The following is an 18399-nucleotide window of genomic DNA, read 5'->3' as shown; positions in this document are numbered from 1 at the left end:
ATGAAAAAAAATATTTCGTTGTTTACGATATTTCTTTGCGTCATCGCCCTCGTCGCGTCATTTAGACCTCTTTTTGCCATTGATAAAGCCCTGTCCTCAGATGCTGGGGTCCTTTCCTACGCTTGGGTCTCCGATCGCATGGATGTAATGCCATGGGGGCTTGAAGTCGGCGATCTCGACGGCGACAAGGATGAGGAAATAATTCTGCTTTACAGGGATTTTCTTGAGATCGGACATTTCAAGGATGGTGCCTTCGTCAGAAGCGCAAGCTGCAATTTCAAAAATGGTGCTAAGGGGGCGCGCCTCGATTTATTCGATATCGATGGAGATGGAGATTACGAGGCGGTCGTTACCGCAATTACAATCGGGAAACCCACAGCGATGCTTATCGATTACGATTCCGCCGGATGCCGCGTGGTGAAAAGCGAAATTCCCTGGTCCTTCCGCGCTATCTCCGGCGGAGAGCAGGATGGGCTTTACGGGCAATGGTGGAGCGGGCAAAAATATTTTTCCGGCCCTGTTTATTCGATCGAGATATCCAAAAAAATAAAGAAGAGGGATAAACTCCTGTTGCCACGCTTCGCTTCGCTTTACGATTTTCTTATTCTGCCTGAGATGGGAGAGGAGCATTTCGTCTTGCTGCAGAAGAGCTATTCACCGCTTGAGATAATGAGGCGCGAAGAGAGATCCTTCAAACGCTTCTGGAAGAGTTCGGAAAAGTTCGGGGGCAGCGTCAACTATCTTCCGGCGTCATCGAGAAATGTCATGGGCGAGGAATCGAGCGAGATAGCGATATTCGATATCCCTCCGGTTGCTATGAAGGCTGTGGATGGAATCCTTGTGGCGGTTGTTCAAAACGAGATGCCGATACGCAGCATCGTCGGAAGAACTCCCTACGTGAAGGATTCGATGGTCGTCTTTTTCAGGCCCGATCCGGTGCTCGGGCTCGTCGAAAAATCGCGGACCCCGAAGCTTCCCGGCGCGATAGTGGACTTAGCAGTTCTACCCCGCAAGGAGGGTTCGGACAGCATATACGTCATCATCCATGAGGGAGGGGACTTCTTCATGAAGAGCACCTCGTCCAGAATATTCCGGTTTGATTTCTAAAAATCGTCAAAATCATCAGACGAAATTATCGGACGGAGCAAACTAACCCACTGTTATTTTTGATAAAACCATCAGACGGAGCAAAGTAAAACCATCAGACGGAGCAAAGTAACTCGCTGTCATAAGCCGAAATCAATCGAGATCCTTGACCACCGATACCTGGCATAGTACTATAGTACCATGTCTTCGCGTTCAGGGAAATTTGTTCTTAGAATTCCAGCAGATATGCACGAATCCCTATCTGCCATGGCGAGGTCTAAAAAGCTCTCATTAAATCAGCTCTGTGTTTCGCTGCTTGCTGATGGTTTGAAGGCGAAAGTCCAAGACCCGGAACCGGCCTTTTTCGAGGACTTAAGAGCCCTCTCCCTGCAGTTAAAAAAACACTTTGGTCCCACCCTTTGCGGGACGGCCCTCTTCGGGTCGTACGCCACCGGCGATGCTACTTCAGCCTCCGATATCGATCTCCTCATAGTTCTTAACAGGGGGACTCCGATTGAGAGAAGTCTTTACAAGTGGTGGGACGACAACGTCATCTGGTATGAGGGTGCAACACTGAATCCACACTTTGTAAATATTCCAGATGATGCGGAGCGGGCGGGCGGCCTCTGGCTTGAGGTCGCCACTGCCGGACGAATTTTATATGAGAGCGGGAGCGCCTTGACCGATCTCTTCAAGAAGATAAAGGAGTTGATCGATGAGGGGCGCGTCAGAAGATACACATCCAACGGGCATTCTTATTGGATCTGGAGGTAATATGAGAAACAAAAGCCTCGCTGCGGACTACATATCTAGGGCGGGCCACAGGCTTGCAGCACTTGAAGTCCTGATGCAGCGGCAGAGTTATGCCGATGTTGTAAGGGAGGCGCAGGAGATCGTGGAGCTTTGCATGAAGGGGCTGCTTCGTGTCGCCAATGTAGAAGTTCCGAGGCTTCACGATGTCAGCGACATTCTTGCGAATGCCGCTGCGGCCCTTCCGGCTTCGGTAAAGCCCCACGTCGCCCAGTTGGGGAGGGTTTCAAGGAACCTTCGCCGCGATAGAGAGCTGGCTTTTTACGGGAGCGAAGACCTTACTCCCTCGGAATTTTACAAGGAAGAGGATGCCAAACAGGCATTCGATGACGCGAAGTGGGTCTTCTCTATTTGCAAAGGAGTCCTCTGATCAATACATCTTGCGTAAAAAGATCGGTTATGGCATATGCGGCGCACTTTTTTGGGAATTATGGCGGGGTAGCTCAGTTGGTGAGAGCGAGGGATTCATAACCCCTAGGTCGACGGTTCGATCCCGTCCTCCGCCACAAGACGCGGTTCGAGGAAGAGCTCGATCCGCGTTTTTGTTTATTTATCAGTTGGTTATCTTTGAGGATCCGATTTGTTTACAATTTCCAAATTTAGCAACATTTCCCAGGGAAGGACGATAATGGCTGGGGAAATTTCCATTTTTGAGGGGGTTAGTATGTCCACAGTGGAAAAAAAACTTCAAATCTGTTCTGCGGCATCTCTACAGTCCCGCGGGATCGATCCCTCCAAGTCAGAGGACTGCAAGAAGTACCTGCAGCAGTGCACTGAAATGCAGATAGACCAGTACGTCGGCGGGAGGATATGCACAGAGAGCGGATTTTATCTTACCCCCTTCAGCTTTACACAGTGCATGAGCGCTGCCGATTATTTCATGAAGAATTCTATCTCTGTGGGTTCTGCTGCGACCTCATGTGGGGTTTTAAAGGGTGCCGATAAGCCTGAGAGCATTTCCAAGTCTCAACCTCAACCTCAACCTCAACCTCAACCTCAACCTCAACCTCAACCTCAACCTCAACCTAATTCCGCCCTCGATCTTGTCGCAGATTTTCTCAGGAGCAAAAAAAATGACTCGTTGGAAGAGTTGGGGCCGGAAGCAGAACCTAAACCTGAACCTAAACCTGAACCTAAACCTAAACCTGAACCTAATTCCGCCCTCGACCTTGTCGCAGGTTTTCTCAGGAGCAAAGGGGACAATTTATCTGAAGACGTAAGGCCAGAACCTCAACCTGAGCCCGAACCCGAACCTAAAGCTGAACCTCAACCTCAACCTCAACCTCAACCTCAACCAAAGCCAGAACCGAAGGTTGACCTCCGGGCGGCTGATTCCTCACCGGACCCCGATGATTACGCGAAACAAAAATGCCAGGGCTCCAAGTATCCCGATCGCTGTGAGGGATATGTTACGCAGTGCGTGGATCAAAACGAAAAAAGGGCCGGCGAGTTTTTACTTTTCGGCGAAGGTGATAAAAAGTTTGGACCCTTCCCGAGCTTTGATCGCTGCATCGCCTTCGTCAAGACTGCCTCAACGATATCTTCACCGGGTTCCGCCTCAGGCGTTTTGTCGCAAGGATCAAAAACTAAACCTGATGCGAATCTTTTGGTGGAGTCTCCTGAAATTTCTGAAGCCGATATCGGGGACGGGGTGGTGGAGCTCCAAATGGCTCCTGCGCTCCTTGGGGAAAAACCCATGCGTAAACTTGCCACTGATGGCGAGGAGGAGGGTGATGATGGTCTTGTAGAGATCACCACCATAGACCCGTTGCGCGACGGGGTGACTCCATCGACGGAGGGATGTGATCAGCTCGTCCCACATGCTGATTTTTTTGGAACCGTTTTGGATTCGGCATCATACTCCAGAAGCGGTTCCTGCAAGTTCAACATCGGTCTGGATTTTTATAAAGGTGAGAAGGCCGAATGCGACCTCTTGCGATCCTTCGACCTCTCCGCAGAGAGTTATCTCGAGGAAATAAACAGGAGAATATGCGAAGAGATGAGGGCGACCGTCCTCGACTCCAAGGCGAAGGGGAAATCATGCGGAGCCTACGGATACAGAAATTCGCAGGTAGAGTTCTTTCGCATAGATGCCCGCGGCAAGGGGTGTCAGCCCTTCAGTCGTGTGAAAAAACTGCTTTCGGAACGTGAGGAAGGGATGGCGAAGCTCATCGCCGACAAAGAGAAGATGATCAGGGAAACTTTGAATAAGGTGAGCTTCTGATCTTCTGATTTGTACGGACTATGTGCGATGGCGTAGGCGGAACCTCAACCTTTGCCTGGTTATCCCTCTTCGAATCTGCGCAATATCTCCTTGAATTGTCTAAGAAAATCGTCTAATCACCGCGAACCTCCCGCCGCTGCGGGGGGAGTTGTGCATCCGGAGAGTTTAATGCTTCCAATTATCGCAATAGTCGGGCGGCCCAACGTAGGGAAATCCCGCCTCTTCAACCGCCTCGTCGGTCGCGGCAAGGCGATCGTTGCCGATATCCCCGGGGTCACGCGCGACCGTCATTATGCGGAAGGGGAGTGGTGCGGGAAAAAGTTCATCGTCGTCGATACTGGCGGCCTCGATCTCGATCCCGACGCCGATCTCGGCAGGCATATCACAAAACAGAGTCTGATAGCCGTAAGCGAAGCGGATCTGATAATCTGCCTTTTCGATGCGAGGAACGATCCGACGGCGGCGGATAGAAGCGTGGTGGAAAAACTGAGGCAGTCTGAAAAACCCGTGCTTTTTGCCGTCAATAAGGTGGACGAACCGGAGGATCGCGACCTTGGAATGGCTTACTACGAACTTGGCGTCGATGAGATCGCCGCGATTTCCGCTGAGCATGGAATTGGCGTGGACGATCTTCTCGACAGGGTCTTTGAAAAACTATCTCCCGACAACTGGCAGGAACGCGAAAAGGGGGATGCCCTTACCATCGCGGTAGTTGGTAAGCCCAACGTAGGCAAATCAACTCTGATCAACAGGCTGGCGGGGGAAGAGCGCGTAGTGGCCCATGAAATGGCGGGAACGACTCGAGATGCGATAGATGTCGAGATAGAGTTCGACGGAAAAAAATACGTCTTTATAGATACGGCCGGCGTAAAAAGGCGCTGGGGAGTTTCCGACCGCCTCGAAAAGTTTACCGCGATGCGCAGCCTTCGTACGGTGAACAGGGCCGACATCGTATTGCAGCTCATCGATGCGGCCGACGGCCTGACCAAACAGGATATAAACCTTACCGGATTTGTGCGCGAAGAGGGAAAGGGATGTGTGCTTCTGGTCAATAAGTGGGATCTGGCCGAGGTTGAATGGAAGCTTTATGAGGAGAGGCTCAGGAAGGGACTGGGGGACATGCATGATCTTTCTATACTCCCCATCTCTGCGATGAGCGGAACGAATTGCCTCAAGCTATTCAGAAAAATCGACGAGATCCAGGAGGCCCTTTCAACGGAAATTTCCACGTCGAAGCTGAACGATATCATCCAGGAGGCGCTGGACAACCACCATCTCCCCGTCTTTCGTGGAAAACAGGTTAGAATATACTACGCCACACAGACGGGTAAGAATCCTCCGACTTTTGCCCTATTTTCCAATTATCCCGCGGCTGTTCCATATTCCTACAGGAGATACCTCACAAAGAAGATCATGGCTGCGCTGGGCGTTGAGGGAATTCCTGTTAAGATAGTGTGTAGGAAAAAGTGAGAAGGGACTGGCAGATGAAATTTATAGTTTCAGTTGTGAAATCCTTTTTCAATAATGACTGTCACGCGATGGCCGAAAATATCGCCTTCTGCTCGATGCTGGCGATGATACCGATGGGCATGATAATTGTATCGCTTCTCGGTTATTTCATAGGAGGGTCCGATGATGCCCTTCGCGGGGTTGTAGAAATTGTAACCAACGCTATACCGTTTGGGCGGGAGCAGTTTGTGAACAACCTTCAACTGTTGCTCAAGCAGAGGTCCTCGTTCAGCTTGTATGGCACTATCTTTCTCGTCTTCGTATCGACGCTGGTGCTCGCCTCCATCGAGAGGGCGCTGAACGTAGTTTTCAACGCGGAGAAGCGCAGGATTTTCCTTCACTCGAGATTGCTTGGGGTGGTCATCATAGTCGGAATTACACTTCTTTTTTCTCTTCCAACCGCGGCGAGGATCTTCGAGGGGATATTCGCGCAGGCGGGGTTTCATCTGCCCTTGTCATGGCTGATGACCGGAAAGAGCTATTTCATAATGGTTTCCTTTCTGGCCTACGTGATAACGGTCGTCGTCGTGCCGAACCAGAAGGTCTATGTGCGCTACGCCTTTGTTGGGGGAGTGATTTTTTCCCTCGGCTTGGCCGCTGCCAGATTCGCATTCCGCTGGTATCTGGTGACAGCGATAGAGAGATATAATCTCATCTACGGCTCTCTTACGGCGGTGGTGCTTATGATCATGTGGATTTATTATCTCTCGCTCGTGTTTTTATTCAGCGCGGAGCTCGTTGCAGCCCTTCAGTTCAAAGGGGTATTGCACCGCAGGAGGATAGCTCCGTGAACTGGTATGCGCGGAACAGGGAATGCCGGATCGGCATGCTGTTTGCGGGGTTTGCTGAGTTTTCGGTGTTTGGACGGCTCTCCGTTGCGCCGAGGATTTCGGATTATGTCAGTGGAAAGACAGGCGGTCGCCCGCGAATATGGGTTCGTTCGCTGAAATACGTCGCCCCAGTTATCCTCTTGATTCTATTGGCGGGCGCGCTATTTGATAGCCTCGATAGTCCCTACGGAGGATATCCCGGTAGGATCGCCATGATAACAGGCGTGGGCTGGCTCTTCATTCTGACTGTCGCTTCGGTAATTTTGGTTGGGCGCAGATGGGAAAAAGGGCTGATATCCGAAACATAAAATTGCCGCTGTGGGCGGCGCGGTTGGGGCGCATAGAGCGCCGGGGAGGTGTGCCATAGGTACCTATAAGAGATTGCCGCGTGAAAAATCGAAACCGCATGATGACTTCGTCAACTGGACCGTTCGCGTCGTCCTGTGGTTGAAGGAACACTGGAAGAGCGCCCTCGAGATAGTCGTTGTAGCAGGGCTTCTCTTCTCAATAGTAATAGGGGCCAGCGGATATTGGAAATGGCGTTCGAACAAGGCTGCGGACGCACTTTATGCCGCGCAGCAAATGTCCCACCATTCCGAAGATCAGATGGAAGCACTTGAATCTGTGGTGGATTCATATCTCGGTACCGCCGCCGGAAAACAGGCCCTCATGCAGCTCGGTGAGATCTATATCGAAAGGGGGCGATTTGAGGAGGCGATCGAAGGCTTTCGCAAATTGGCGGGCAAGTCGCGCAATAACCCAATGCTCTTTGTCGCCGCCATGTATCGAGCTGCCGATGCCGAACTGGCCTCGGGGGATCCGGCGGGAGCTGCCGAGACTTATCTCAAAGTTGCAGCCGATCCATCCAATATCATGAGCGCGGATAGCCGTTATAGGGCCGCTCTCATCCTGGAAAATTCAGGCAACCTCGATGAGGCCCTGAAGCTCTACCGACAGGTGGTCGATGAAGCGGAGGAGTACGATGCTGAAGCCAAGGCCAAGAGCGAGGAACGTTTGATATGGCTGGCGCTGAAAGGGGATAACAAGTGATGAGGTTTTTTGTTGCCGCCATTGCGGTGGTCGTCATCTTCAGTATCTGTTCTGATGCGTCGGCAAGGTATCGGCCTCCGCCAAAGCGCCATTTTTTGAGCCACGAATCTCTGAGAAGGCCGGAACAATACAGGAGACTCAGTTCGTACATCAAGTCGGACAGGAGGATCGAACTTTCCAGACGCAAGGTGGTGAGCCTCAAGAAATCCTCATTCTGGAACAGCAGACCGTACCAGTTTTCCACGCCGCTTCTCAGCGACGGAAAGATATTCGTAGGGGTCGATGCTGGGTATTTCTATTCGATAGACACCAAACTCAAAAACAAGATTTGGTCCTACAAAGCCGATGGTGCGATACAGGCTGAAGCGACAGTTTCCGGCGGAGATGTTTTCTTCGGGGACTGCAAGGCGAACGTTTATGCTCTCGATGTCGAGACCGGCGCGGAGAGGTGGAAGAGCAAGGTTGACACCTCCGTTCTAGCCCAACCTCTTGTTACCGGCGATCGCGTTTATATCGCCACGATGTCCGGCAGGCTCTTCGCGCTGGACAGGGGGAGCGGCGTCGAGCTCTGGCATACCGAAGCCTTCGATGACGATTTCGGATTTTCCGTTCGGAGGGCAGCAGCCCCCGTTCTTAGGGACGGCCTGATATACCTCGGTTCGTCCTCCGGACTTTTGATCGCTTACAGGGAAAGCGATGGCAGGATCGTCTGGACAAGGCAGCTTGGCGACAGAAGATCTCAGGTTTTTGACGTGGACAGCAGGCCGCTCTTCGTCGGCGACAAAGTCTATGTTACGACCGCCGACAATTCCCTTTTCTGTATCGATACGGTTACCGGGCGAATAGACTGGGATGCCAACGCCGGAGGCTCGAGTGATCCCATACTGTACGGAGAGAGGATGTACGTCTCGGGCGGTGGAGGGGTTGCCGCGCTCGATCCCATAGAGGGAAATTTTATCTGGCAGCAGGATCTTGAGGAAGCAGGGCTCTCTTCACCCGCCGCCGGGAAGGATTATGTCGCGGTCGCTTCGACCAAGCAGCGCCTCTATCTCATCGACAGCGATACCGGTGACATACTTTTTCAGCGGTACATAAGGGGGGGGAGCTACGGCGACCTCGTCGTTGCGGACGATATGCTCTATATACTTTCCAACAGCGGCCGCATCTTCACCTTCGAAGTCAAGGAACACTCGCCGCGCAAACGATCGAAGAAGAGCTGAGGGCAGGCGAGGGGCTTTAGAGGATATCGGAAAAACGCGTTGCAACTGCCTGATCTATCTGCTAACTTCTCGATAATCTTGATGGTTTAGTGCGGCATTATCAGGAATGGGGGGGGAGATGGGAAGGTTTTCGCGCTATTTTGGCTCTGCTCTCGTCATTGCGCTTTTTCTATCCATGGCATCCGTTTCCAATGCCTCCACCGAGCATTTCAATGCCCAGTTTTTCAAGCCCGCCATCGGCAGGAATCCATATTTCATGCTTCACAGTTCTGAGACGCTTCATAAGCTGCAGTTCGATGTCGGTGTCGTTAGTTCTTACGCTTACCATCCGATGGAGCTCAGACAAGGAACGCAGCGAGTTCGCGGAATAATAGATCAGCTTTTGGTCGAGGATTTCGTCGCTGCCTTTGGAATACTTGAATGGCTGCAGATAGGCGTCGATTTTCCGCTGGTAGTCATCAACAAGTTCAAGGCTCCGAACGATCCCTCCGCCGATCCTCTGAAAAACTATTTCAACATCGGGGACGTTCGTGCCGAATTCAAGGCCAGGGTGCTCACACCCTATGACAAATATATCGGCCTCGCCTTCATTCCGTTCATAACAGCTCCTACTGGAAAATCGGAGCGCTATGTCGGAGATGACGGTCTCACCGGGGGGATAAAGGTCGCCTTGGATGCGAGGCTCCATCCAAAGGTCGCCCTTGCCATGAACCTTGGCTATCAGGGGGGTAAAAAGGTCGATTTCCGCAACGTGGATTATCGGCACAGATTTCTGGTCGGCGGAGGGGCCTCCTTCATACCGATTCCGGATGTATGGCTATTCGGCGAGGTCAATGCCCAGACTTCGATAGATAATTTTTTCAAGGACAGAGATACCACTCCTGCCGAAGCCTATCTGGGTGCGAGGTGGGATATCAAGGATACTGGTGTTACGTTGCAGGCCGGTGGCGGCACTTGTCTGGTCTGCGGTGTGACTGGTGCTAGGGGCAGGGGAATCCTTTCCGTGAAATACCGGCTAAATACACAGAAATATCGCCAGCTCGATAGTGATGAGTGGATAAAATACAACGCGCTCTTCAAGAAACAGCTTTCCGCTGACGAACTGTATGCCCTCAAGATGAACTGTCCGGATAATCCAGCGCAGTTTCAGAGCGGCGTTCATAGCGAGCAGTGTCCGAAATATTACGAGCTGAGGGAGTTGGCAGACCTCGTCGTAAGGTGTCCCGCAAGCCCCGATCTCTATAACCCGAACCAGCACGATCCTTCTTGTCCTAAAATCTTCGTGCTTTCTGATACCTATTCGCAGGACGAGATTAGGAGCATCTACTCCCTGAGCGTCTCAGAAATGAGGCTCAAGTGTCCCGATGACCCGGCTGATTTTAAGCACGGCGTTCACGATAGCGCGTGTCCAAAATTCTATACCCTCAAGGATGCGGTAGATATATCCGGTCAGTGCCCTGCGAATCCGGCGGATTTTCGCTACGGGATAGACGACCCATCCTGTCCGAAGTTCTATATGCTGCGTCAGGATTACGGCGAGGACCAGTGGGATACGATGGTCAAGTACGCTAAATTGGATGCTGAAAGAGCAGGGGTCAGCGGCGGAGAGGTGAAGAGTCTGAAACCGGTTTATTTTGCCTTCAACAGTTCCACTCTTGATTCTCAGGCTGCCCAAGCTCTGGATCAGGTGATTGCTACCATCAATGCTACCAACTGGATCAGCCGAATAAGCATCGAGGGGCATGCAGATTCCATGGGAACTCCGGCGGCTAACAAGATCGTCTCCGAAAAGAGGGCCAACGTAGTCATATCTTATATGAGGAGTCATGGGCTTCGCCCCGGAGTCGATCTATTGCCTTATGGGCATGGTGATGTGAAGCCGGCCGCCTCCAATGAGACCGAGGAGGGTCGTGCCAAGAACCGCAGGGTTATCTTTCATGTTTCTACCAACAGATACATGAACTACAAACCTCCCGAAAACGGCATGCCTGCATCGGCTGTCGTAGTTCCTGCCGAGAAGGAAACCGAGCCTGTGGTGCCAGGCGGCGGCAGTTCAGCCTCTCCTCCGTCCAGATGGCTGGATTGATCTTCAAAAACAAGCTAACAGCTTGACATTGATTATGGAATCTATATAGATCCCGCCATGTTGGCCGATAAGATCAAAGATGGTATCACGTTTGACGACGTCCTGATTGTCCCTAGGGCGTCGAACGTCCTTCCAAAAGATGCAGATATCTCGACGCGGCTCACCGCCGATATCGAACTAAAGATTCCCATCATCTCCGCTGCAATGGACACCGTCACCGAGTCGGAGACCGCTATCATCATAGCGGAAGAGGGTGGAATTGGAATAATCCATAAGAATTGGTCCGGCGAGCTTCAGGCCGCCGAGGTCCGAAAGGTGAAGAAGTTCGAGAGCGGGATCGTCAGCGAGCCGATAACCGTTCGTCCGGATGTCTTACTTGCAGACCTCTTCGCTATGATTGAAAAGTCGGGCATCTCCGGATTTCCTGTTGCAGATGGCGGCCGACTTGTAGGGATTATCACGCACAGGGATATCCAGTTCGAAAGGGATCCTTCGAAGCTCGTCAGGGATGTCATGACTCCGCGCGAGCGCCTGGTCACCGCGAGAGAGGGGATATCTCTGCCGGAGGCTCAGGAGATTCTTCATAAGAACAGGATAGAAAAACTTCCCCTGGTTGACGACGAATTCAACATAAAAGGTCTTATTACAGTTCGCGATATCAAGACGGTGGAAAAATTTCCCAATGCGGCAAAGGATTCTCTTGGCAGGCTGCGCGTGGGCGCAGCCGTTGGCGTTGGTGATGCCGAGATGGAGAGGGCACATCTTCTCGTGGAAGCAGAAGCCGACGTTATCGTGGTCGATACTGCGCACGGGCATTCCTCTGGCGTCGTCGATACGGTGAGGCGACTGAGAAAAACCTATCCTGAGATGAGAATAATAGCGGGAAACATCGCTACCGGTGATGCCGCCAAGGATCTTATAGATGCCGGTGCCGACGCAGTTAAGGTCGGCGTGGGGCCGGGATCGATCTGTACAACCAGAGTCGTCGCCGGGTGTGGAGTGCCGCAGATAAGCGCTATCTACGATGTCGCCCAGGTGGCTAGAAAAAAGAGAATCCCGGTTATAGCCGATGGCGGAATCAAGTATTCAGGTGATATCGTCAAGGCGTTGGCCGCTGGTGCGCAGGTGGTGATGATAGGCTCTATGTTCGCCGGGACGGATGAAGCCCCCGGCGACGTCGTTCTCTATCAGGGAAGGAGCTATAAGGCCTACCGCGGTATGGGCTCCATAGGCGCGATGAAGCGCGGCAGCAAGGATAGATATTTTCAGGGCGAAGTTCGTGAAGAGAAAAAGCTGGTCCCCGAAGGGATCGAGGGCAGGGTTCCTTACCGGGGGAGCCTCAGGGAAATACTCTATCAGATGATGGGCGGTCTTCGCTCGGGGATGGGATACTCCGGCTGTGCGACGATCGAGCAGCTTGTCGAGAAGGCCAGATTCGTCAGGATTTCTCCCGCAGGTCTTCGCGAATCGCACGTCCACGACGTCATAATCACCAAAGAAGCTCCCAACTACTCAATGGAATAAACTTTCAATGGACTACAGTAAAATTCTAATTTTGGATTTCGGTTCGCAGTATACCCAGCTGATAGCCAGGCGCGTTCGAGAGGCCAATGTCTATTGCGAAATTCATCCGTTCAATTGGCCCCTCTCGGAGGTGGAAAAATTTGGAGCAAAAGGAGTAATCCTTTCCGGTTCTCCAGCATCTGTCACCGAAGAGGGCTCCCCGGTCCTGAATCCGAAGCTGCTTTCTCTAGGTCTTCCCGTTCTGGGGATCTGTTACGGGATGCAGTCGATATCGAAGTTGCTCGGAGGAGAGGTGGTGCGTGCCGGCAAACGGGAATACGGGCGCGCCATGCTCACAGCCGACGAATCGCATCCGGTATTTTCGGGGATCAAGTCATGGCCGATGCCGGTATGGATGAGCCACGGCGACAAGGTCGAAAGAATTCCCGACGGATTTCGCGTGATCGCGCGTAGCGACAACTCCTCGTGTGCGATCATTTCCAACGCTGCCAACACGGTGATTGGCGTCCAGTTCCATCCTGAGGTTACGCATACTCCGGAGGGAGGCGCTCTTATTTCCAATTTTCTTTTTAAGATATGCGAATGCAAGGCCGACTGGACGATGGATTCATTCATCGAGATTCAGAGAGATGAGATTAGGAACAGGGTTGGGGAGGAAAGGGTGATACTGGGTCTCTCCGGAGGGGTGGATTCCTCGGTCGCCGCCATGCTTTTGCACAGCGCAATAGGAGAGAAGCTCACCTGCATATTCGTCGATAACGGCCTTTTGAGGAAATCCGAGGCCGCCAAGGTCGAGAAAATTTTTCGCGATAATTTTCACATCAATCTCGAAGTCGTCGATGCCTCACAGAAATTTCTTTCCGAGCTTTCCGGCGTCGAGGATCCGGAAAAAAAGCGTAAGATAATAGGACGAGTATTCATAGAGGTGTTTGAGGAGAGGGCTAAAAGACTTGGAGATGTGAAATATCTTGCACAGGGAACGCTCTATCCGGATGTCATCGAGTCGGTCTCCTTCAGGGGGCCGTCGGCTATGATAAAAAGTCACCATAACGTCGGAGGATTGCCTGAAAAGATGGGGCTTAGCCTCGTGGAGCCTTTCAGGGAGCTCTTCAAAGATGAGGTTCGCGAGGTTGGCAGAAAACTCGGTATGCCTGAGGAGATCGTAGCCAGACAGCCCTTTCCCGGCCCTGGGCTTGCGGTCAGGGTGGTAGGTAATATAACCAGGGATCGTCTCGACCTTCTGCGCGATGCCGACGATATCCTGATGCAGGAGATAAAGGCGGCGGGGCTCTATAATAAAATCTGGCAGTGCTTTTGCGTTCTTCTTCCGGTGAAGTCTGTAGGCGTCATGGGGGACGAACGAACTTACGAGAACGTGGTTGCTGTGCGAGCGGTGACCTCGATCGATGGTATGACCGCCGATTGGGCGCATATCCCGTACGAAGTTCTCGGTGCGATATCAAATCGAATCATCAACGAGGTGAAGGGGATCAACCGCGTCGTGTACGATATCTCATCGAAACCTCCCGCCACCATAGAGTGGGAATAACTGCCGTGGTTTGTGAAGGCTATCATCCCCGCAACGACCGTGACCGGGGAAAAACAGAAGCTAGAAGCTAGAAGCGAGAGGCTAGAAGCTAGAAAAACCTCGCTTGTAGAAATCTCGCTTCTCACTTCTAGATTCTAGCTTCTTGATGTTTTTGTCGATGGTCAATTGTCCATGGTCGAAGTTATTGGGCGAGCATGTTGATTTTATCACTGCGATAGTGTAGCTATGCGCAACCATGAGACTCACAATTAGTGATATTGCCGATATGTTCGATGTTTCCGAGGGCACCGTTTCCAGATGGGTGAAGAGTGACGGTCTGCCTTGCTATAGTGTGAAGGGGCAAAACAGATTTATAAAATCCGAGGTGCTTGACTGGGCATCGGTGAGAGGGCTCCGCCTTTCAAGGGCTGCTCTCAGATCTTCGGATGATATCGGTTTCGATTTTTCGTCATTTTCAAAGGCATTGCGTCTCGGTGGAATTCACTACGGCCTCAAGGGAACCGATAGGGAGTCTGCACTTCGTTCGATAGTCTCCTCTTTGCGCATTCCAAATGACGTGGATGAAGAATTTCTGTATCAGCTTCTTCTATCCAGGGAAGGGTTGGGTTCTACCGGAGTTGGCTATGGGATAGCTATTCCGCACCCTAGAAAGCCCATAGTGCTTGGTCGCTCCGATTCCAGCGTATCCCTTTGTTTCATGGAACATCCGATTGACTTCGGTGCTGCCGACAAAAAGCCCGTGGATATCTTTTTCCTTATAATCAGCAACACTATAAGGGAGCATCTGCATCTTCTTTCCATGATTAGCCTTGCTATTCATGACGATTCATTCAGAAAGCTTCTCATCGACCGCGCCTCTCCAGAGCTTTTGTTCGGAGATCTGGAAAGAATAGAATCCTTCCCCTGCAAGATAAAGAAAGATGAGGTGGCGCTATGATCCTGACAGGATTTTCCATCGTCGCCATCCTATTGGGGGGAGTGCTTTCACTTCTGCTGGGTAATTCTTCCAGAAAAGCCGCTCTCTTTTCCTCGCTTGGTATTTCTTTGGGCGCTATCTTGGGTCTTTTTCAGGTTTTTGCTGCGCTCTTTGCTTCAGTCCCGTTGAGTTTTTCTGCCGAATGGAGCGTCCCTTACGGATCTTTCGATGTCGGAATCGATTCTCTTTCGGCCTTATTTCTGATCCCCGTTTTTATACTGTCGGCTCTTTCAGCCCTCTATGGGGCCAGATATCTGCCTGAGCTTGCGGGTAGGAAATCGACCGGCTCCTCATGGTTTTATCTGTCGCTTCTGATCGTTAGCATGGTCGCAGTCATCATCGCGCGCAACGCAATTTTATTTCTCTTTGCGTGGGAAATAATGGCACTTTCCTCATTTTTTCTGGTCTGTTTCAACAGTGAAAGGAAAAATGTCAGGTCAGCTGGATGGACCTATCTCGTGGCTACGCACATAGGGACGGCATTTTTGTTCCTGTTTTTTGCGATCGCGGGAGTCAGGGCTGGCAGCTTCAATTTTTCCGAATGGGGCACGTTGTCCTCGCTCGCTAGCCCGGAACTTTTTGGGATGTTCCTTCTGGCGGTGGTGGGGTTTGGCAGCAAGGCCGGTGTCATACCGCTTCACGTATGGCTTCCGGAAGCCCATCCCGCCGCGCCCTCGCATATATCCGCGATAATGTCGGGGGTGATGATAAAGACCGGTATATACGGCCTGCTTAGAATGATGATATTTTTTGGGTTCGATCATATCTGGTTGGGGTACCTGCTTATTTTCATCGGCTTGACCTCCGGCGTTCTTGGCGTTTTGTACGCGCTTGCGCAGCACGATCTGAAGTCGCTTCTTGCTTATCACAGTGTTGAAAATATCGGGATCATATTTCTTGGAATCGGAATCGGTACTGTTGGTGTGGCCAGTGGGGCGAATGTCGTCGCTGCGCTTGGTTTTGCCGGAGCTCTTCTGCACGTTCTTAATCACGCCCTTTTCAAGGGCTTGCTCTTTCTTGGCGCCGGCTCGGTTTTGTACTCGACCCGAACGACCTCGATAGATCGTCTCGGCGGTCTCCTGAAACGCATGCCGGTCACCGGGGCTTCCTTCCTTGTTGGCTCGGTTGCTATTGCAGGGCTTCCTCCGCTCAATGGTTTTGTAAGTGAGTTGCTGATCTATCTTTCAGCGATATTGTACATTTCACATCTTTCAGCCTCAAACCTTGCAGGGATCTGGAGTTTTGTTCCGGCTTTAATAACCATCGCAGGCTTGGCGTTAATAGGAGGGCTGGCATCGGCGTGTTTTGCAAAGGCCTTTGGCGTTGTGTTTTTAGGTGAGCCACGCGAAGAGGGGGCATCGAAGTCCTCCGAAGTCCCGATGGCCATGCGTCTGCCTATGATCGTCCTGTCCGGCGCTTGTGCTTTCATAGGACTCTGCGGTCCTCTAATTTTGGGTTTGATGATTCCCGTCCTTGTTTCTTCCATATCCCTGGATGGTGAATCTGCTGGCAGCGCTCTTTCATTTGCACGATGGCCGATGATAGTTGTCGCTTCTGCTGCCACTGTGCTGATATTTCTTACAGGTGCGGTGATGTATTTGAGAAAGCGGTTGCTCCGCAGGCGAGAGGTGACAACTTCTCCGACGTGGGATTGCGGATATGAGCTACCATCTCCTAAAATGCAGTACACGGCATCGTCATTCGCCGCTCCGCTCGTCGGCCTTTTTAAATCGCTGGTGAGAATCAGGACTTCGCCTCCGGTCCTGAAGGATTTTTTTCCGGATGGCGGATCCTACGAGGCGCATCCTGCTGACATCTTCAGAGAGGGGATCTTTGCTCCACTCTTTAAGTTTATCCAAAAAACTGCATTCGCGTTCAGGTGGCTGCAAAATGGGAGCGTGCATCTGTACATCCTTTATATAGCATTCACTTTGCTCGCTTTGCTTCTATGGAAGCTTGGTGGACTATGATGAATATGATTGGTTTGATAAATATTGCAGCAGCTCTTGTCCTGGCACCTCTTGTGCCCGGCATCATCAACAGAACCAAGGCGAAGTTTGCTGGTCGCAAGGGGGCTCCCTTGCTCCAGAATTACTATGACATAATAAAACTTCTCAGGAAAGGTGCGGTGATCAGCTGGAGCGCCACCTGGATCTCCAAAATAGGGCCTGCGATTTCACTCGTTGCGGTGATGATCTCTCTATCGCTGCTCCCTCTGGGAGGAGGCGCATCATTCCTCTCCTTTTCAGGCGATCTGATACTCTTTGCTTATCTTCTCGGAGTAGCCAGATTCTTCGTAGTGCTAAGCGCTCTCGATGCCGGTTCAAGTTTTGAAGGGATGGGGGCTTCACGCGATGTCATGTTTTCAGCGCTGGCCGAGCCGACGCTTATGATATCACTGCTCACTCTTGCGAGGGTATCCGATTCTTTTTCCCTCTCCGGAATATATTCCGGACTGGCCTCTTCCTGGGGAGGGCATGGTATGGCGATATTCCTTGCGGCCGTGGTTCTGTTCATAGTGCTTCTGGCTGAAAATTCCAGGATACCGATTGACGATCCAAATACCCATCTCGAGCTGACCATGATCCATGAGGTTATGGTGTTGGATTTGGGCGGACCTGATCTCGCCTTTATAACTTATGGTGCGGCTTTGAAATTGTGGATCTTCTCATCGCTCTTCGGCGGCGTGATATTTCCTTCCAGTTCCTCCAGTTGTGCACTTTCCCTGCTATCGAGTATATCTATTATATTCATCACGGCGATAGCCGTAGGCGTTGTTGAATCCACGATGGCGAGGTTGAAGATGATGCGCGTGCCGCAGCTTTTGAGCGGAGCTGCTTCTGTGGCAATGCTGGCTTTTCTCATTTCTTTTTTATTGGGGTGAATTTGTGAAGAGCGCGATAGATTCCATACTCATACTTTTGGTTCTGGCAAATCTTTATCTGCTGGTGACATCCAGAATTCGTTCGTCGATACGAGTTGTGGCCGTGCAGGGAATTCTCTTGGGGTTGATTCCTATTTTTGCCCATTCGGAGGGGGAGCTCTTCAGAGCCTATCTCATATCATTTGTCAGTATAGCGCTTAAGGGTTTTCTCTTTCCCTTCTTGCTAAACAGGGTGCTCTCCAGCACGAATCTTAGAAGGGAGATAGAGCCTATAGTCGGGTATACGGTTTCCGTTCTCATCGGTGTTGCTCTATTCATAATATCCCTCTGGCTCGCCTCTAGGGTTCCGGCCGTGGGGCATATGCATTCGGTTCTCGCCCTCGCAGTTGCACTTTCCACCATGCTGATCGGACTATTCTTCATAGTAGCCAGAAGAAAAGCAATAAACCAGATTCTGGGTTATATAATTCTCGAGAACGGTATTTTCGCCTTCGGATTTGCGCTGGATATAGAAGCGGGGATGATCGTCGAGCTTGGAATCCTCATTGATGCGCTGCTTGCGGTAAGCGTTATGGGGCTTGCCGTCTATCACATACACAGGGAGTATGATGGAACCGACACCTCTCTTCTGTCGGCTCTCAAGGATTGATG

Annotated in this window: 15 protein-coding genes, 1 tRNA gene and 1 pseudogene; all 17 read left to right on the top strand. The window is 51.5% G+C overall.

Annotated elements, in window-relative coordinates; all coding sequences use genetic code 11:
• On the top strand, positions 1–1107 hold the full coding sequence (locus GX659_06325; GenBank protein ID NLD28401.1) for a VCBS repeat-containing protein: 1107 nt from the start codon (positions 1–3) through the stop codon (positions 1105–1107).
• 180 nt (positions 1108–1287) lie between these two features.
• The gene (locus GX659_06320) at positions 1288–1860 is read left to right on the top strand and encodes a toxin-antitoxin system HicB family antitoxin (GenBank protein NLD28400.1); all 573 of its coding nucleotides are present in this window, start codon (positions 1288–1290) and stop codon (positions 1858–1860) included.
• A 1-nt stretch (position 1861) separates the two neighbouring features.
• Positions 1862–2266: a HEPN domain-containing protein gene (locus GX659_06315; GenBank protein NLD28399.1), complete on the top strand. Its 405-nt coding sequence runs from the start codon at positions 1862–1864 to the stop codon at positions 2264–2266.
• 62 nt (positions 2267–2328) lie between these two features.
• Positions 2329–2402 (top strand) — tRNA-Met (locus GX659_06310).
• 467 nt (positions 2403–2869) lie between these two features.
• A pseudogene (locus GX659_06305) lies at positions 2870–3208 on the top strand (hypothetical protein).
• Positions 3209–4288: 1080 nt separating this feature from the next.
• Positions 4289–5590: a ribosome biogenesis GTPase Der gene (der, locus tag GX659_06300; GenBank protein ID NLD28398.1), complete on the top strand. Its 1302-nt coding sequence runs from the start codon at positions 4289–4291 to the stop codon at positions 5588–5590.
• A 14-nt stretch (positions 5591–5604) separates the two neighbouring features.
• The gene (locus tag GX659_06295) at positions 5605–6420 is read left to right on the top strand and encodes a YihY/virulence factor BrkB family protein (protein ID NLD28397.1); all 816 of its coding nucleotides are present in this window, start codon (positions 5605–5607) and stop codon (positions 6418–6420) included.
• Positions 6417–6767, top strand: coding sequence for a hypothetical protein (locus GX659_06290; GenBank protein ID NLD28396.1), 351 nt, complete (start codon positions 6417–6419; stop codon positions 6765–6767). Before GX659_06295 ends, GX659_06290 begins: the two co-directional genes overlap by 4 nt.
• Positions 6768–6840: 73 nt before the next feature.
• Entirely contained in the window at positions 6841–7509 is a 669-nt protein-coding gene (locus tag GX659_06285; protein NLD28395.1) for a tetratricopeptide repeat protein, read from the top strand.
• On the top strand, positions 7506–8729 hold the full coding sequence (locus GX659_06280) for a PQQ-binding-like beta-propeller repeat protein (GenBank protein NLD28394.1): 1224 nt from the start codon (positions 7506–7508) through the stop codon (positions 8727–8729). The genes GX659_06285 and GX659_06280 overlap by 4 nt, the downstream gene beginning before the upstream one ends.
• A 118-nt stretch (positions 8730–8847) precedes the next feature.
• Positions 8848–10815, top strand: coding sequence for an OmpA family protein (locus tag GX659_06275; protein ID NLD28393.1), 1968 nt, complete (start codon positions 8848–8850; stop codon positions 10813–10815).
• 57 nt (positions 10816–10872) lie between these two features.
• Positions 10873–12339 (top strand): IMP dehydrogenase, encoded by a 1467-nt coding sequence (gene guaB, locus GX659_06270; protein ID NLD28392.1) that lies wholly within the window; start codon positions 10873–10875, stop codon positions 12337–12339.
• A 7-nt stretch (positions 12340–12346) separates the two neighbouring features.
• Positions 12347–13888, top strand: coding sequence for a glutamine-hydrolyzing GMP synthase (gene guaA / locus GX659_06265; protein NLD28391.1), 1542 nt, complete (start codon positions 12347–12349; stop codon positions 13886–13888).
• A 235-nt stretch (positions 13889–14123) separates the two neighbouring features.
• On the top strand, positions 14124–14825 hold the full coding sequence (locus tag GX659_06260; GenBank protein NLD28390.1) for a PTS transporter subunit EIIA: 702 nt from the start codon (positions 14124–14126) through the stop codon (positions 14823–14825).
• Positions 14822–16834: a hydrogenase gene (locus GX659_06255; protein ID NLD28389.1), complete on the top strand. Its 2013-nt coding sequence runs from the start codon at positions 14822–14824 to the stop codon at positions 16832–16834. Before GX659_06260 ends, GX659_06255 begins: the two co-directional genes overlap by 4 nt.
• A 5-nt stretch (positions 16835–16839) precedes the next feature.
• Positions 16840–17748: a hydrogenase gene (locus GX659_06250; GenBank protein NLD28388.1), complete on the top strand. Its 909-nt coding sequence runs from the start codon at positions 16840–16842 to the stop codon at positions 17746–17748.
• A gap of 4 nt (positions 17749–17752) precedes the next feature.
• Positions 17753–18397, top strand: a complete 645-nt coding sequence (locus GX659_06245; protein NLD28387.1) for a hydrogenase — start codon at positions 17753–17755, stop codon at positions 18395–18397.
• Positions 18398–18399: the final 2 nt, after the last annotated feature.

The sequence above is a fragment of the Myxococcales bacterium genome (assembly GCA_012513515.1).
Lineage (GTDB): Bacteria > UBA10199 > UBA10199 > 2-02-FULL-44-16 > JAAZCA01 > JAAZCA01.
Note: the sequence above shows the minus strand (reverse complement) of the source record. Positions and strands in the feature narration are given on the sequence as shown.

Coding starts and splice junctions, on each gene's coding strand:
- GX659_06325 (NLD28401.1), top strand. CDS start 1: ATGAAAAAAAATATTTCGTTGTTTACGATATTTCTTTGCGTCATCGCC.
- GX659_06320 (NLD28400.1), top strand. CDS start 1,288: ATGTCTTCGCGTTCAGGGAAATTTGTTCTTAGAATTCCAGCAGATATG.
- GX659_06315 (NLD28399.1), top strand. CDS start 1,862: ATGAGAAACAAAAGCCTCGCTGCGGACTACATATCTAGGGCGGGCCAC.
- der (NLD28398.1), top strand. CDS start 4,289: ATGCTTCCAATTATCGCAATAGTCGGGCGGCCCAACGTAGGGAAATCC.
- GX659_06295 (NLD28397.1), top strand. CDS start 5,605: ATGAAATTTATAGTTTCAGTTGTGAAATCCTTTTTCAATAATGACTGT.
- GX659_06275 (NLD28393.1), top strand. CDS start 8,848: ATGGGAAGGTTTTCGCGCTATTTTGGCTCTGCTCTCGTCATTGCGCTT.
- guaB (NLD28392.1), top strand. CDS start 10,873: ATGTTGGCCGATAAGATCAAAGATGGTATCACGTTTGACGACGTCCTG.
- guaA (NLD28391.1), top strand. CDS start 12,347: ATGGACTACAGTAAAATTCTAATTTTGGATTTCGGTTCGCAGTATACC.
- GX659_06260 (NLD28390.1), top strand. CDS start 14,124: ATGAGACTCACAATTAGTGATATTGCCGATATGTTCGATGTTTCCGAG.
- GX659_06255 (NLD28389.1), top strand. CDS start 14,822: ATGATCCTGACAGGATTTTCCATCGTCGCCATCCTATTGGGGGGAGTG.
- GX659_06250 (NLD28388.1), top strand. CDS start 16,840: ATGATTGGTTTGATAAATATTGCAGCAGCTCTTGTCCTGGCACCTCTT.